Here is a 15742-nt window from a genome sequence, read left to right as displayed (position 1 = left end):
CGATGACGAACACGCGCAACGATCACCCCGCCTGGCTATATGTGTTGCTGCCCGCCACCGCTATGCTCCTCGGCTGGGGCCTGCGCGGCTACATCGGCGGCGGCACCTGGGGCGCCATGATACCGGGCGTCTTCGTCGCACTGTCCATCGGCCTGCTGCTGGGCTATAAGTTGGAGACCGCCGTCATCGCAGCCGTCTTCGGCGCCATGGGCGTGGGTCAGGGCGGCACGGAAACCTACGGGCAGACCCTGGGATTGATACGGGAATTGGATCGGTTCAAAGAAATTCAGGGGTGGGACACCCGCGCGTGGGGTGTCCTTGGATGCATCGTGAAAGGCGGCGTTTGGGGCCTGCTCGGCGGCGCGGTGCTCGGCCTGGGCCTGGACCGCACGCAATACAAGCGCTCGACCGTCATCGCCGCGCTACTGATAACCATTCCTGTGTTCATGTTTGCCGTCAACTATATCAACGAACCCAAATATTCCTGGCTCTATTTCTCCCATCCCGTGGGGACGCCCGAAGATCCGCCGCGCGGCGAGTCGTGGGCGGGACTGCTCTTCGCCCCCATCGCGCTCCTGGCCATGCTCCGCGCCCTGGGCCCGAAGGAGGCCTTCGCGATTCCATTGCAGTTTTCTCTCTGGGGCGCCCTGGGCGGGGCCATCGGTTTTGGCGGTGGTTGCCTGTGGCTGGCCTTCGGCCCCGATAGCTGGCAATGGGTGGGCTGGTGGAAGATGATGGAGTTCTCGTTCGGTTTCGTGTTTGGCGCCGCGCTCGGCTGGTGCGCCTGGCTCCATCGCGAACACCTCGAAAGAGCCGGCCAGGAAGGTGACGCCCCCGAACCGAATTGGCCGGTATTTGCGGCCTTTCTGGCCTATGTCGTATTCATTTCGGTCGGACGACGATGGTTGTTCGGCGCCCTGCCCGATAACTTTCGCGATGAGCATTTTGTGCTCGCCCAACTTCTATCGGCGTTGTTCATTTTCATGAGCATCGGCGCGATCACCTGCATCTTTGGCATGTACTCGCGTCATGCCGCGCTGCAGGCTGCAATCACCTGGACTGTTTACCACACGGTCCTCGACTACACGCGTGACCTGAGCAAACCCGACGCCTTCGGGTATACCCTGGCGGAAAGCTGGCAACAGATTATTCCGATTCTGTGCGCGATCGTGATCGGTGTGTTGGTGTACCGCTTCATGAATCGTCCGCGCCCGGTGGAGAACCTTCTCTTGCTCGTCGTTTGGGCCTGTTATCTGTCCGGCTGCGCCCGCTCGTTTTTTCACAAAGGATTGCTCTTCCCCGAGGAAGGTGTGGGACGATTCGAAGCCATGTTCGGCCATCACGCTTCACTGATCCTGGTCCACGGAATTTTTACCGCTTCGGCGATTCTTACCACGTGGTTCGTCATCAGGTATTTCAAGAATGAGAACCCTGCCCAGACCGCGAATTGAATTGAAGGGTCGTGACGTTTAGTCTACGGGGGCTGCGCAGGCAACAGCGACGATAGGTTTCTTTTATTGCTGTCGCTGCCGTCCCTGTTGTTTTTGATATCCCTGCGACTTTGAAAGCGAATCCCGGACTATGATTCTGCGCTCGATTCTTTTTCGGGCGGCCCTCGTCGCCGCCTTCCTTGTTTCACCGTGGACCCAGGCATCCCCGCTTACGCTTGAGTCCGCCGCGTGGCAGCTCACCAACACCGGCAAGTTCGAATCGTGGACCGACCGGCGCGGACTGCTGGTGCTGTATCACCCCTGGGATGTTTCTGAAAAGGACTTCTCCGCCACCGCCGAACAGACGGTGACGATTCCCGCGGCGTGGACCGGCCCCATAAGACTTCACTTTTACATGAGCGACGACTACGACGGCGCAACGGATCCGGTGACTGAAGGCTGGCTTGGCCAGATCAACCTGCCGGGACACCGCGTCAAGCAACTACTGATCAATGGTGAAGTCGCCTGGCAACAGGATGTGGCCGATGCAACCGACGTTGCCTTGCCCACGCGCTTCTCGGTGGACCTGCCCGAGAGCGTGAAGCCGGGCGACACCCTGCGTGTCGCCTTTCGGCTGGTGGACGTGGCAGGCAGCATGGAGCGCCTGCCCGGCGACCACCGTCGCGTAGGCGATACGGACGGGATCAAGGAAGAAGACCCTTGGAAGTTCATGACCCATCTCTATGTGGGCGATGTAACCCTTGCTCCCGCTGACGAAGCGGTGGAGCCGGGCGCGATGCCCTCAGTCGCGCTCACACGTTCCGTACACGATTCACGGTGGCCTCTTGCGCCGGTCAGCACTGCCGCCACCTTTCCCGTGACGCTCCCCCTGCGTCACGCGCCTTCGTCCAACGTGTCATTCCCCCTGCAGAGCGGTGTCCCCTTTCCCGTGGGCGCCGTCTCCGACGCGACGCACATCCAATTGACGGACAACGCGGGCGTCGCCATTCCAATCGCCGCACGCGCGATGAATACCTGGCCCGATGGCAGCATCCGCTTTGCGGTGGTGACGGCGCTCGCGCCTGCGGGAACGAAGGCGCTTCAGTTGAACGTCAATCCATCCCCGGTGGCGCCCGTCGCGCCCCAGGGCGGTGTAACCTTCGCCACGGAGACCGCTCCCGATGGCACACTGCGCTTTCACCTGGCCAACGGAGACGGGCGCGTGGAGGGAGCCCGGGGCAAGCTCACTATCGACGGCCTGGACGCGGCACTCTACCCCGAAGTCACCGAAGAGCTCGAAGAGAGTCCCGTGCATCGGGACGTCGAAGTGCGTGGCCGAATTAAGAGCGGCGAGACCGACTTTGGACGCTTCGTGTTGCGGGCGTTGACCTTTGCCGGAGCGCCGGTCGCCCGGTTGCAGTTTCGCATCTTCCATGATCTCCCCGGCACGCGCACCATATCGCACATGGCCCTGCGACTTCCCTGGACGGGCCAGCCGGTACGATCGGTTGTGGCGGGTGGCGAGACTTTTGGTCCGGAACAAACGGTTTCGGTGACGCAGCAGGATGCCGAGGCCTGGCGCCTTACGGGGGCCGATGAGTCCCACCGCACGGGCCGTGCGCCGGGATGGATGGGCGTCTCGGGCAACCGCGGCGCGCTGATCGCGTGCATACGCCATTTCGCAGAACAGTTCCCCAGCCAGATGGCCTGGGCCGAGGGCGCGCTTACGCTCGATCTCTTGAGCCCGACGGAAGCGATTTCGGCCTATGGGCCCCACGAAGGCGAGGCCAAGCGCTACGAGATCTGGCTGGGCCTTACCGAGCCCGGCCAGACGACGGAATCTTTCGCGGCCCGCGCCGAATCGATGCTGAACCCGCCCGCGCTTTTCGATCCGGACTATGCGTGCGCCACCGGGGCATTCGGGCCGGCCGCGCCCCACGATGCCGCGCGCTTCCCCGAATTGACCGCCTTCATGCAGAAGACCTACGGCGATATTCCCGGCTCCATGTTTTACACCACCGGCATCCGCCACTGGGGCGATCTGCCCTACAACGTGGAGGAGGGCACCTGGCGCAACGGATACTACGATACTCAGCAGGGACTCTTCTCCGAGTATCTCATGACGGGTGACCCGCGCTGGTTCGATCACCTTGAGGCTTCCGTGCGCCACATCATGGATATCGATGTGTGCTATGCCTCCGTGGAGCACCCCGACTGGGTGGGCTCAATTCACGGACTCTACAGCAAGGACCACAGTACGGGCGATCCGTGGAATCCCACCCAGCGCATGAAGGGCATGCTGAACTATGCCCGGCTCACGGGCGACCGCGACGCACGCGCGGCGGCGCTCGGTGTGGCAGACTCCGCATTGGCCGCCAAGCGAGCCATTGGCGCGGTAAGCGTGCGCGATCATGCCGGTGTACTCTATGCCCTCACTTCGGCCTACGATGAATCCCGCGACCCCAAGTACCTCGAAGGTGCCCGCGAACTCGCCCATGACGCCATGAAGCGCATCGATCCGCGCCGGGGCACCTACGCGGAAATCCACGGCAACTACGGCTATCGAGGCAACGTGCCCTGGATGGTGGCCCAGCTCATGGAGCCGATGTACGATTACTACCGCCAAAGCGGCGACCTCGCGGCAGCAGAGGCGGTCGTGGGCATGGCCGAATCCATGCTCGCGGAGAACCGCACACGCGGCGTCGACGGCGACGTGTACGGCTATTCCCACAATCCCCACTTCAAGAAGAGCAGCACCTACCACATTCTCATCGCCCCGGCCGTGCTCTACGCCTATGAACTGACCGGCGACGACGAGTTTCTGAAACAGGGCCGCGCTATGTACAACCAGACCATCGCCGAAGGCACGGTGAACTCGGTCATGAACTGCTACTGGAACACCCATACGCTGCTGTATTATCTGGAGCGAACCACCCAGTAGCAATGGAACCTATACGCTGATTCAGGTTTGGCACCACGACTACAATTTTCAAAGCAATTGTGCAAGACTGGGAGCTTCGAAGATGCGCCGTAAGGCGCGTTTTGGAGTGTGTGAGAATGAGAGTATTCAAGGCTTCCTAAGGACGGCGGCGATTATCCGAGGTGTTGAATCGTGCGAGGACGGAAGACGTGTATGTCACGAGGCAAAACGGTGACACGTTCAGAGTCGTTTTCGAATCGCGAGGGATATCGCCCTTTGAAGTTCCGTTCATCACGACAAAGGCAACAACAAAAGACATCCTGGACGCCGTGCGCAAGCCTCGCGGTGGCTGATGGTACTCAGACTCGCGCACCTTTTTTCGATTGCCTACCTCGCGCTCTCCAGCCGTTCGAGTGCATCCCGGGGCGTGAGTATCGGAATGCCGTGCACCTGACCGAGACTCAGCATATGGCTCTTGTCGCCTGAGACAATAAGGTCCGCTTTTCCTGCGATGGCCGTAGCAAGGATAGGGTTGTCATTGGGGTCGGAAGACACGTCAATTTCGGGCACTTCGGAAACTACGAATCCAACAGCTTCCAAGTTGTAGATGAGGGCTTCGACTTCTTCGGAAGCAATCCGTGATCGGAGATGGGGTCGACCGCTGACCGAGCGGAGCTCGTGCGCGATGTAATCGGAAGAAATCAGGACATGCCGACCCTGGCGAATGGTGCTGAGTAGTTGTCCTGGAGGGCCGCTACTGGACAACAATGCGCTGATCAGGACGTTCGTGTCAAGTAGGATTCGCACGAATCTCTGCTACCGCCTCATCGGCCAGCGCCTGCGCGTCTTCCGGTGAAAGGTCCGAGTTGCGTACTTGGATGTTCTCTACTGTATCCCAGAAAAGCGCCTGCCGAACCGCATGGTCCACATAGGCCGAGAGGTCGGCTTTTCCCCCGGGGTTCCGAGCCAGGAAACTACGAACACTTCGGTCGGTTTCTTCGGGTATGACTAAGTTCCACTGGGTCATGCTTTGCTCCATTCCTTTTTCTCATACACATGACTTTACAATAAATACTCTTTTGTGACAAGTAGATCTGTCCGGCTGGGAGAAGGCTCGCGCCATACGATTGATCTCCTGCCCAGGCAATCGGCTACTATCACGGAGTAAATAATTCAGCGGAGATGCACCCAATGAAACGACGCGACTTCTTCAAATCCGGCGCGCTGGCCGCGGGGGCTTCCCTCGGCACTGGCGCCATTCCCGCCCTGGCCCAATCCGACAAGCTTCCCGAAACCCAGTGGAAGCCCGATCCCGATCTCGGCACCCATTGGAATTTGTTTCAGAAGCTGTCGGATCAGTGCGTGCCCCGGATGAGCTTCCTTGAAGATCGGTACTCCGATCCCGCCGCGTGGGCCGAGGCGGCGCGCGCCGAGTTCCGCGCCTGCTTTCACTTCGGCAAGACCTTCGATCTGAATCCAGAGGTCGTGGACAAGACGGATTGTGGCGATTTCACGCGGGAACGGGTCATCATCAGCACCACGGCGGGTTTCCGTACCGCCCTGTACCTGCTCGTGCCAAAGAATCTCAACGGGCCCGCGCCGGGCATCGTGGCGCTGCACGACCACGGCGGCTTCTACTTCTGGGGCAAGGAAAAGCTCACCCGCGTCGAGCCAGTCCACCCGGAGTTGCAGAAATTCAAAGACAAATACTACAGCGGACGCGATATTGCCGATGAGCTGGCACGCCTCGGCTATGTCGTCGCGGTGCCCGACATGCTCCACTGGGGCGAGCGCGCCATGTATTTCGAGGCCGACCCCGAGCGCATCAAGAAGCGCACGCTGGAAGTCACCGAAGAGGACATCAAGCAATTCAACGCCCGCTCCTGGGCGCACGAAGAACTGCTCGGACGCACAGCCCTCGCCACCGGCACCACCCTCTCCGGCATCGTCGCGGGAGACGACTATTGCGCGGCGGAATACCTCTGCAGCCGGCCCGAGGTGAACCCGGACCGCGTGGGCTGTACGGGCCTCAGCGTCGGTTCCGTCCGTACCATTTTCCTTGGGGCGCTCCATCCGAAAGTGCGCGCCTCCGTAGCCGTCTGCTGGATGTGCGGGTACCAGCCCCTGATCCGCAACAACGTCCGCTACATCGTGGGCTTCAGCAAGCTCGTCCCCGGTCTCTACAACAAACTCGACTGGCCCGATCTCGCCGGCCTTCACTGGCCCGGCGCCCTCATGTGCATCAACGGCCTGAAGGACGAGCTCTACCCCCTGGAAAATGCGAAGGAGGCCTTCGCAAAGGTGGAAAAGATCTTCGCAAAGATGAACGCACCGGAAAGCTTCAAAGGCGTCTTCTTCGACGGACCCCATGAGTTCAATCGAGAAATGCAGGAGAAGGCCTTCGCCTGGCTGGGCGAAAAGCTGGCGTGAATTAATTGCGTTGTAAAGATCACAGCGTGGCGTAGCCACAACCAAAATTTTGAACCACGAATGGACACAAATTTTCACGAATAAGAAAATCAAAATTGGCGTTTGATAGGAACATGGTATTCCGGCCCGAAGGGCCACCGACATCTTAGCCTTGGGCAACGCCCAGGGTTAAGCGCGTTCAAAAAATATATGAGCCCTGTAAGGGCGCGACATTAGGCAAGTATGCAGGTTTTACAGTCTTTCAATTTCTACGAAAAATCCATCAAGCTTGCAGGTAGTATTACAAAGGGCACAAAGAGTGTTGACCTCTTTGTGCCCTTTGTGATCTCTCGCGGCCAATAAGACGGGCCGCTTCTCAATCCAGCTTGAAAACTCCCAAAATCGCCGAGTCGCTCTCCCCATTCCACAGGGGGTGCCAATACAGGTACGACAATCCGAAGCGCGCGTCGGCACCTTCGTAGTCGTTGTAGGCCACATTGATTTGCACGTAATCGGTTGTAGTGCCGGAAGCCGCCTCCAGTGCGGCGCGGGGCATGGCGAATTCCATGGTCATTCGGCCTTCAGAAACGCGATGGGCGAACTTACCGCCCACTTCCGCCGATGACTTCGGCACTTTGCGCGACTTCTCGAATCCTGTCCGATCCTCCGCGGTGAGGCCCGGCCCATCCACCACCGACAATACGGCTTCAATGGGGAGCTTCGCCGACGCGGGATCGGAGCCCATCGCACGGAACATGGCTCGCCCGAAATCGCGCAGATGGGCCTCGTTCGCGTCCTCCAGCGAATCGTCCTTCACATCCATGGCCACATACACCATGGTTTCGTCGTGGGCCACGGCAAAGCGGAAGCTTCCGTCCTCGGGACCGCGCCAGGCGAGCTCGTTGTCCCGCAGTTCACCGGGACGCGCCATATTGAAGGGGAGCGCGCCCCACTCGGCGATATTGCCATCGACGGCGATATCGTCGCGCCGCTGTGACGTGTGGGGCGCATCCCCGCGCAGTCGGACGATGTCGCTGAAGGCGATGGGTGCGGCGTTGTCCTGATCGTAGTTTGCGCTCCAGTGCAGGTAGAGGGCCTGGAACTCCGCGGCGGAGACGGGCGTGTCGGCGCTGATCTCCACGGTGCGAACCAGCGAACCCTTGGGCGGGATCACCGCGGCCACGGCCGAGGGCGATACCCGCAACGCTTCATCCGCCTCCACGAGGGCCTTGAAGCGCATGGGTTTGTCCCACGGATTCTTGATCGTGACTTCCCAGCTTGCCTCGGTGAACGTCTCCCCGGAAAGCGCCATGGTCGGCGCGGTCACGATCTCCTCGTTCTCAAAGGGCCGGATGGCCTCCATCATGTCCACGGTGAGGTAGTCTGCGGGGAAGATTCCCTCCAGCTCGATACCGGCCATTACCGGGCCGGCGTCCGTCGCGGTGACCATCATGAGGTGGTCCATCTCGCCATAGCGTCGCCCGCGCAACTGCGAGCTGCCGCCGGTGGTCGCCAGGGTGACGTATTGAATATTCCCATGGCTGGTGTAGGCGTAGTTGTGAATGTGTCCGCCAAAAACCGTGAGCTTCTCGCGGCCTTCCAGTAGCTTCGCCACGGGACCCCAGGTCGGCCGGTTGCTGATCCAGAAGGGATGGTGCTGAAAAAGATAGGTCCAGCGAACGTCCGCATGCTTCTTAAGCGTTTCCTCAAGCCAGGCGAACTGGGCGTCGTCGTAGTTGTTGCTGTCGAGCACCAGAAAAAGCATGTCCTGGTAGAGAAAGCTGTAGTAGCCGGGACCAAAGCGCCTGGCCCAGTCCTCTTCCTGAAGACCTTCCCGCATATCGTGGTTACCGGGAACGAAAACAAAAGGGGCTTTCAGCGGTTCCAGGTAGGTCATGAACTCGTCCCACTGCTTCTTGAGTAACGCGGATGCGCCCTCGCGCTCCGCATCCACACCGTCGATCATGTCACCCACGCTCATCACGAAGGCCGGCTGGAGCAACTCGGCCTTTTCCATGGCCTCGCGGTAGATACCGGGCCGCGGCCGACCGGAATTGTCCGACACCACCACGAAGTGGAAGTCTCGCGCGCCCTGTCGCGGCATGTCGCTCGTCCAGGGCTTCGGGGCGGTGGTCACTTCGTGGCTGAAGCGCTCCGGTGGCCCGCCGGCCTCGTGGGCAAGGGTGCTGGAGGCAATCAAGAGCAACAACGTAAACGACAACAGGACAATTCGGCGCATAACGTGCGCTCCCTTTGGTTTGAGGCAGATGAAACAATTGGGGCGGGCGGTCGACGATTCCGCACACGCCATGATACTACACTTTGGGATGTACACGCGGCTCCGTTCAGGAATACGAAGAACCGAGATCTGCGGTTGGCGGCGCCCCCCTCCCACTTCTTCGTGCTCTTCGTGGCCTTCGCGGTGAAAGAGTTTGTTTCGGCCATAAGCTGCCTCGCATACCTCTTGGTGTAATCGCTCCCGCTTGATGACCCTCTTTACTTTGGCTAGACTGTACTGCGTGTCTCCGGGGCCGCAGCGTGCCCGGCCTTATGGTTTCCGCAGCCAACCATCGGAAAGAACAATCATGCGACCACGACTTCGCTTGTACCTTTTCTGTCTCGCCGCATTCCATGTTGTCACCACGGCATGGGCGCAGATCACTCTGGTCGACTCGGGACAGCCCCGGGCTACTATTGTGATTGGCGCGAATGCCAGCGCGCAGGCCGTCGAGGCCGCCAGTTTACTCCAGGAATATGTGAAGAAGATGAGCGGGGCGACATTGCCGGTTCAAAGAGAGGGCGAAATCAGCAGCGGCCCGCGCGTATTCGTGGGGCGAAGCGATGCCGTCCGCGCACTGGGCCTCACCCTGCCCGAGGGCCATACGCATCAGATGAACGAAGAAGCCTTTACGGTGCGCACGGTCGGCGACGACCTGGTTCTCGCGGGCAATGAAGACTGGAACTATCGCGGCACGATCTTTTCCGTAGCCGACTTCCTGGAAAAGGACCTCGGCTGCCGCTGGTTCTTTCCCGGCCCCTTTGGTGAAGTCATCCCGAAGCAGGAGACCGTTATCATCGGCGCGTTGGACCGCACTGAGCGGCCCAGCTTCCGCATCCGCCGCATCTGGTACTCCGGCTGGTTTCCCGTTTCCGAGCAGGACAACGCCTGGATGAAACGATGGTGCGATCTGAACAAGTTGAACGCCCTCGATCTGAGCTTGCCGGGCGATGGCAGCGTGCAGTACCTTGCGCCTGCGGAGAAATACTTCGAATCGAAGCCCGAGATCTACGCCATTGATGGGAAGGGCAACCGTATGAAGGACATGCTCTGCATGTCCGAGCCGGAGGCGGTGCGCATCGCCGTGGAGACCATCAAGGAAGCCTTTCGCGACGACCCGGATCGCCTGAGCTACGGCTTCGCCCCGCCCGACGGTTTCCCCGTGTGTCACTGCGAGCGGTGCCAGCGTTTCTTTCCCGGTTTTGAGGGCCTCGGCCATGGCGACCCCAGTCTGAGCGAGGTGTGGTTCAAATTCGCCAATAAAATCGCGGCGGAAGTTAATAAAGAGTTCCCCGATCGCTGGGTGCTTACCAACGGCTACGCGAACCGTGTGCGTCTGCCCGAAGGTATCGCGGACTTCTCGCCCAATCTCGGCATCCAGTCCGCCGTCATCGCCGCCTGCGCCATCCACCGCACCGGCGATCCCCGCTGCTGGCAGCGCACAGTCTATGAAGACATCATGGAACGCTGGTTCGACAAGCTGGAAGTCGTCTTCATCTATGACTACGACCCCGCAAAAGCCATCGACAATTTGCCCTTCCCCGCGCTCCATTGCCTGAAGCACGATATCCCCTGGCTTCGGGATCAGGGCGCCTGGGGTTTCTACACCGAAGGCACCAACACATGGATGACGACTCACCTCAACTACTACGTTCGTGCGAAGCTCATGTGGAACGCGGATCTCGATGTGGACGCGCTCGTTCGTGATTACTGCGAGCGCTTTTACGGCCCGGCGGCGAATGCCGTGGAGAAATATATCTGGACCCTGGAGAAGGCCGTGGAGAAGAGCGACACCCATGAAACCTGGGGCCGTCTCATGCAGTGGCGGCTTATCCTGCCGCCCGTGCTCGGCAAGCTTGATCGCCTCATGGCCGAAGCAGAATCGAAAAGCGCAACCCCCGAAGAAAAGCAGCGGGTCCAGGTATTGCGCGGCACCCACGAGCACATGAAGGCCTTCCTCGCCATGGAGGAGGCCGCCGCCAACGCGGACTACGCCACCGCGATTGCCAAGGCCGATGAAATGCTCGAGATGCGCGGCCCCATCGAAGCCGTACAGACGGGACTGCTGCCGCCCGAGATCGACATCGCAAAGGGGCAGAGTTCCAGCCTCACCTCGCGCAAACCCGCGTTCGAGTTCATGGCCACCCGGCAACATGGCCCGCGGGGTGAAATGGTCGCGCTCCTGCCCCGCGCGTGGGATTTCAAGACCGACCCGAAGCGCCTTGGCACCATCGAGCAATGGTACCTCCCCGGTAAGGCCGAGGGCTGGGAGCCCATCGATACGACCTATTACTGGGAGGCTCAGGGTTATCAGGACAAGTCCGGCTGGGGCTATTGGGGCGACGCATGGTACCGCACCGCTTTCGATGTGCCCGCCGACCTGAAGGGCAAGCCGCTTTGGCTCGCCGTCTCGGGGGTTTACAACTGGGGCGTGTGGGTCTGGGTCAATGGCACCCTGCGAGAATTCGAGATGACCCGCCACTGGCGCCTGGGCTACCAGGAAGAGACCGCGCCCTTCGAGATTGACGTGACGGACCTCATCAAGCCCGGCGAAAGAAACGATATCGCGATCCTCGTCCACACCCGCGAACCTGGAAGAAACCCGCGCGGTGGCCTGCATGGAAGGGTCTTCCTCTGGAGTCCGACCGGTGCTGCGGATGCGGTGGAGCCGACGGTGGCGGCCCCGGCCGTGCCGGAGTAGCGGGCGAAGGACCCGGCGCTTGACATATCGTCATATAACGATATATAATCCCGTCGTGAGCGTTAAGCAGCAACGCTTCGGATTGGAGTACCTCCCAGATGGCGCTGAAAAGCCCCCCCACAAAGCTGACCTCTCTCGATGGGCTCTCCCAGGCCGCCGAGTGCCTCCGCACCCTCGCACATCCCCACCGCCTTCGCATGGTTCAGATGATGCTTCGCGATGAGCACACCGTCGGTGCACTGGCCGAGGCCTGCGGTATCCCCAGCCACATGGCTTCGGAGCATCTGGGCAAAATGAAAGATCGAGGTCTGCTCCAGGCGGAACGTCGCGGCCGCCAGATTTTTTATCAGATCGCGGAGCCGCACCTGGCCAACATCATGGCCTGTGTAGAGGCCCGGTTCAGATAGTCAATTTTTTTTGCCCACACCTATCGTATATTTACGATATTACGACACATAGAAGAAGGAAACACGCATGAATACGATCTCCCCTGAGAGCCTGAATGAAAAAAAAGCAGCGGGCGAAGCCCTCGTCCTTATCGATGTGCGCACCCCCGCGGAGTTTGGCGAAGTGCACGTACCCTTCGCGGTCAACGTGCCCCTGGATCGAATAACGCCCGAGTCGGTGCGCGAGGCCGCCAATGGCGCGCCCGTCTACGTCATCTGCCGCAGCGGCCAACGCGCAAAGAACGCCTGCGAGCAACTGGCCCGGAGCGGCGTGGATAATCTCACGCTGGTCGAGGGCGGCACCCAAGGCTGGGTCGACGCCGGCCTGGAAGCCGTTCGCGGAAAGAAGGCCATTTCGCTGGAGCGCCAGGTACGGATCGCCGCTGGCGCGCTGGTGGTGCTCGGAAGCGCCCTGGCCTGGTTCGTCCATCCCGCATGGCTTGCGCTGCCCGCCTTCGTGGGTACGGGCCTGGTCTTCGCCGGCGTCACCGACACCTGCGGCATGGCGATGATCCTGGCGCGCATGCCCTGGAATCGAGGAAGCGCCTGAACGTTCAGCGCCTATCCAGAACTTCCCGAACCTTACGATTAAGCTGTATGAAGCTGAACGGCTTGTTGATAAACTCGATGCCGTCGTCCAGCACGCCCTGATGAACTATCGTGTCGTCCGCGTAGCCGGACATGAACAGTACCTTGACGCCGGGCTGGAGCCCCGCGATCTCGCGCACGAGATCCGGGCCGTTCAGCCCCGGCATGACCACATCGGTCAGCACCAGATCCACCCGGCCGGGATGGGCCTTCAACAAGGACAGCGCGTGCAGGCCGTCGTGTGCTTCCAGCACCGTATAGCCCGCCCGCGATAAGGTTATCCGCATGACGGCGCGCAGCGCCTCTTCGTCTTCCGCCAGTAGAATCGTCTCACCGCCCGGAACCATACCCTCGGGCAGACTATCGTGACGTTCGAGGGCCGGGGCCGCTTCGATCCAGGGCAGGTAGATTTGAAAGGCCGTGCCTTTTCCCGACTCGCTCTCCACCCAGATGTTTCCGCCGCTCTGTTTCACGATTCCGTACACGGTCGCCAGGCCAAGCCCCGTGCCTTTGCCCACTTCCTTGGTCGTGAAGAAGGGCTCGAAGATCCGCGCCCGCACCTCGGCGTCCATTCCGATACCGGAATCCCGCACCTCAACGCATGCGTAGCGGCCGGGGCGCCCGCCGGGACGTTGCCGGGCCTGGCGCTCGTCGATCTCCTCGTTTCGCGTGGCGATGGTGAGCCGCCCGCCCCCGGGCATCGCGTCCCGCGCGTTTACCGCAAGATTCATCAGGATCTGGTCGACTTGCCCCGGATCCGCCATGACGCGTCCGAGCCCGGGGGTCAGTTCGACGCGAAGCTCAATATCCTCGCCAATGAGCCTGCGAAGCATTTTTTCGGCGTCTTCGATGATCCCGTTGAGATCCGCCACGGACGGCCGCAAGATCTGGCGGCGGCTGAAGGCGAGGAGCTGCCGGGTCAATCCGGTGGCCCGGTCGGCGGCGCGCTTTATCTGCATGACGTTCTCGTGCAGGGGACCTTCCGCCCCCACGGACTCCAGCATCAACTCGGTGTAGCCGCCAATGACGCCCAGGAGGTTGTTGAAGTCGTGGGCGACACCCCCGGCGAGCAGGCCGATACTCTCCATTTTCTGCGCCTGCAGAAACTCCAGCTCAAGCCGCTTTCGGTCCGTAATATCGACATTGGTGCCGATAATGCGCGATGGCGACCCGGACTCGTCCGCCACCGCGGCCGCGCCGAGGAGTATCCACCGCAACTCTCCATCCGCGCGCTTGATGCGGAACTCGCGCTGAAAGCGCCGCCAGGGTTCGCTCACGCAGTCATCGAGCGTCTTACGGAGGGGGCCGATATCTTCGGGATGCACCCGTCGGAACCAGTCGTCGATGGTGTTGACCACCTCAGCCGCTTCCAGACCAACCTGCTCCATCCACTCGGCCGAATACAGTACGGTGCCCGTCGCCCGATTCCACTCCCAGAGGGCGATATTTCCGGCGGTCACCGCGCGCTGCAGCCGCTCGCGCGCCTCCTGCAGGGTGGCCTGGGCCCGCAACTTCTCGGTCACGTCCTCCTTGACCGCTACAAAATGGGTGACGTTGCCCGACCCATCGCGAATGGGCGAAATGCTCTGTGCCTCGCTGTACAGGTCGCCATCCTTGCGCCGGTTGATGAGGGTGCCCCGCCAGACCCGACCCGCCTGTATGGTGGCCCACAGGTTCTCGAAGAGCTTCCGATGGTGCTGCCCGGACTTGACCAGATCGCGGGGGTTCTTGCCAATGGCCTCGTCCAACGCATAGCCGGAGATCTTGGCGAACGCGGGATTGGCCCAGGTAATGGTGCCCTCCAGATCCGTAATGACGATACCGTTATTGGCGGCGTTCAGCGCGGCGCTGTGAAGGCGGAGCCGCTCTTCCGCCTCGCGGCGCTCGTTTTCCTTCAGCGCGAGGGAGATCAGGCCCGCCAGGGCGACCGCAAAGGTCTTCTCGTCCGAAGACCAGCTCCGGATCGGTCCCGTGTGTTCGTGGCACAGCACGCCAAAGAGTGTACCCCCGAGGTGGATGGGGGCGTCCAGCATGGAAGTGATGCCGTAGGCGGGAAAATAGTCCCGGGCAAACTCCCGTGTGAGCGGATCCCGCGAGCCATCGTCCGCCGCGATGATATCCGCATCCTGGAGCGCCCCGAAGTAGGCTGGGTACTCCGATGCCTGGATTTCCATACCCTCGGCGTGGGTGTTCAAAACGGAATCATAGAGATCGAGACAGCGAATCGCGGTTTGCTCGTCGTTGAAGCGCCAGACACTTACGCGGGCCACATCGATGGTCCTCGCCGCCGTCTCCGTGATATGGCGCAGGGCCAGGGATATATCCGTCTGGCTCAATCGGGCGTCACTCGCCAGGGCGATCAGGGCGTTTCGCTGGAGCAGCAGTTGTTCTTCTCTGCAGTGCAGTTCCAACTCCGCGCGCTTGCCCGCGGTGATATCCTCGTGCGCCACTACGAGCTTCGGCGGTTCGGACGCCGGCATCCGGGTAATCCGGCACGTGAACCAGCGCTCTTGCTCTGGACCGTGACAGGGATACTCGTAGCTCCCCTCCGACCGTTCGCCCGCAAGTATGGCCCGCAACAACGCGCCAACCGCCCGGCCGTCCTCGCCGCCGCGATCACAGACTTCAAAATAGCTCGCCCCCAGGTCCGCCCGTTCCAGATTCGCCCCGTTTTCTTCGGCAAACGTCCGCCATGCACGGTTCACAGCGACAATGACACCCCCGTCGTCCAGAACGGCAATGTGGGACGCCAGCGCGTCCAACGTTGCCTGTGCAAAGTCCCCACTCATGCGTTCCAGTTCTCCAGCAACAGGGCAGAACCGGACGGTCCAGCGGGGTGCCGGAGTCGACGCACAGGCAGCGCGCGCCGCGTAACGTCCAGAAAGCCGATTAACACTACGCAGACTATTTTAATAGCCGAAACTATCTTACTCAGCCCACGTGATTCCGTGCAACCCTACGATCCGGAGC

General features: G+C 61.1%; 10 protein-coding genes. 6 read left to right on the top strand and 4 right to left on the bottom strand.

The window, feature by feature from the left end:
* Window positions 1–2 precede the first annotated feature (2 nt).
* Complete coding sequence (locus JNK74_05550; protein MBL7645640.1) at window positions 3–1451, top strand: hypothetical protein; 1449 nt, start codon at window positions 3–5, stop codon at window positions 1449–1451.
* A 130-nt stretch (window positions 1452–1581) separates the two neighbouring features.
* A complete protein-coding gene (locus JNK74_05545; GenBank protein ID MBL7645639.1) occupies window positions 1582–4371 on the top strand; it encodes a hypothetical protein in 2790 nt (929 codons plus the stop codon).
* 366 nt (window positions 4372–4737) lie between these two features.
* Here the strand turns inward: JNK74_05545 and JNK74_05540 are convergent, their stop codons facing one another.
* Both JNK74_05540 and JNK74_05535 read right to left on the bottom strand, forming a co-directional pair.
* A complete protein-coding gene (locus tag JNK74_05540; GenBank protein ID MBL7645638.1) occupies window positions 4738–5157 on the bottom strand; it encodes a putative toxin-antitoxin system toxin component, PIN family in 420 nt (139 codons plus the stop codon).
* Complete coding sequence (locus JNK74_05535; protein ID MBL7645637.1) at window positions 5141–5377, bottom strand: hypothetical protein; 237 nt, start codon at window positions 5375–5377, stop codon at window positions 5141–5143. The genes JNK74_05540 and JNK74_05535 overlap by 17 nt, the downstream gene beginning before the upstream one ends.
* Window positions 5378–5541: 164 nt before the next feature.
* Between JNK74_05535 and JNK74_05530 the strand changes: the two genes are divergently transcribed.
* Window positions 5542–6780, top strand: coding sequence for a hypothetical protein (locus JNK74_05530; protein ID MBL7645636.1), 1239 nt, complete (start codon window positions 5542–5544; stop codon window positions 6778–6780).
* Window positions 6781–7135: 355 nt separating this feature from the next.
* Here the strand turns inward: JNK74_05530 and JNK74_05525 are convergent, their stop codons facing one another.
* Window positions 7136–8998 (bottom strand): metallophosphoesterase, encoded by a 1863-nt coding sequence (locus JNK74_05525; protein MBL7645635.1) that lies wholly within the window; start codon window positions 8996–8998, stop codon window positions 7136–7138.
* Window positions 8999–9344: 346 nt separating this feature from the next.
* Here JNK74_05525 and JNK74_05520 point away from each other — a divergent pair, with 346 nt between their 5' ends.
* The 3 genes from JNK74_05520 to JNK74_05510 all read left to right on the top strand — a co-directional run bounded on the left by JNK74_05520 (window position 9345) and on the right by JNK74_05510 (window position 12734).
* Window positions 9345–11738, top strand: a complete 2394-nt coding sequence (locus tag JNK74_05520; GenBank protein MBL7645634.1) for a DUF4838 domain-containing protein — start codon at window positions 9345–9347, stop codon at window positions 11736–11738.
* Window positions 11739–11836: 98 nt separating this feature from the next.
* Window positions 11837–12145, top strand: coding sequence for a helix-turn-helix transcriptional regulator (locus tag JNK74_05515; GenBank protein ID MBL7645633.1), 309 nt, complete (start codon window positions 11837–11839; stop codon window positions 12143–12145).
* Between the two features lie 67 nt (window positions 12146–12212).
* Complete coding sequence (locus JNK74_05510; GenBank protein ID MBL7645632.1) at window positions 12213–12734, top strand: rhodanese-like domain-containing protein; 522 nt, start codon at window positions 12213–12215, stop codon at window positions 12732–12734.
* Between the two features lie 4 nt (window positions 12735–12738).
* On the opposite strand, the gene JNK74_05505 is transcribed toward JNK74_05510, so the two are convergent.
* Complete coding sequence (locus tag JNK74_05505) at window positions 12739–15561, bottom strand: PAS domain S-box protein (GenBank protein MBL7645631.1); 2823 nt, start codon at window positions 15559–15561, stop codon at window positions 12739–12741.
* Window positions 15562–15742 lie beyond the last annotated feature (181 nt).

This window comes from Candidatus Hydrogenedentota bacterium (assembly GCA_016791475.1).
In the GTDB taxonomy this organism is placed as follows: Bacteria; Hydrogenedentota; Hydrogenedentia; order Hydrogenedentales; family JAEUWI01; genus JAEUWI01.
This window is presented reverse-complemented; position numbering and strand designations above follow the sequence as displayed.

What these genes read in the sequence shown, in the direction of transcription:
- JNK74_05550 (MBL7645640.1), top strand. Translation starts at nt 3, where the DNA reads ATGACGAACACGCGCAACGATCACCCCGCCTGGCTATATGTGTTGCTG.
- JNK74_05545 (MBL7645639.1), top strand. Translation starts at nt 1,582, where the DNA reads ATGATTCTGCGCTCGATTCTTTTTCGGGCGGCCCTCGTCGCCGCCTTC.
- JNK74_05535 (MBL7645637.1), bottom strand. Translation starts at nt 5,377, where the DNA reads ATGACCCAGTGGAACTTAGTCATACCCGAAGAAACCGACCGAAGTGTT.
- JNK74_05530 (MBL7645636.1), top strand. Translation starts at nt 5,542, where the DNA reads ATGAAACGACGCGACTTCTTCAAATCCGGCGCGCTGGCCGCGGGGGCT.
- JNK74_05525 (MBL7645635.1), bottom strand. Translation starts at nt 8,998, where the DNA reads ATGCGCCGAATTGTCCTGTTGTCGTTTACGTTGTTGCTCTTGATTGCC.
- JNK74_05520 (MBL7645634.1), top strand. Translation starts at nt 9,345, where the DNA reads ATGCGACCACGACTTCGCTTGTACCTTTTCTGTCTCGCCGCATTCCAT.
- JNK74_05515 (MBL7645633.1), top strand. Translation starts at nt 11,837, where the DNA reads ATGGCGCTGAAAAGCCCCCCCACAAAGCTGACCTCTCTCGATGGGCTC.
- JNK74_05510 (MBL7645632.1), top strand. Translation starts at nt 12,213, where the DNA reads ATGAATACGATCTCCCCTGAGAGCCTGAATGAAAAAAAAGCAGCGGGC.
- JNK74_05505 (MBL7645631.1), bottom strand. Translation starts at nt 15,561, where the DNA reads ATGAGTGGGGACTTTGCACAGGCAACGTTGGACGCGCTGGCGTCCCAC.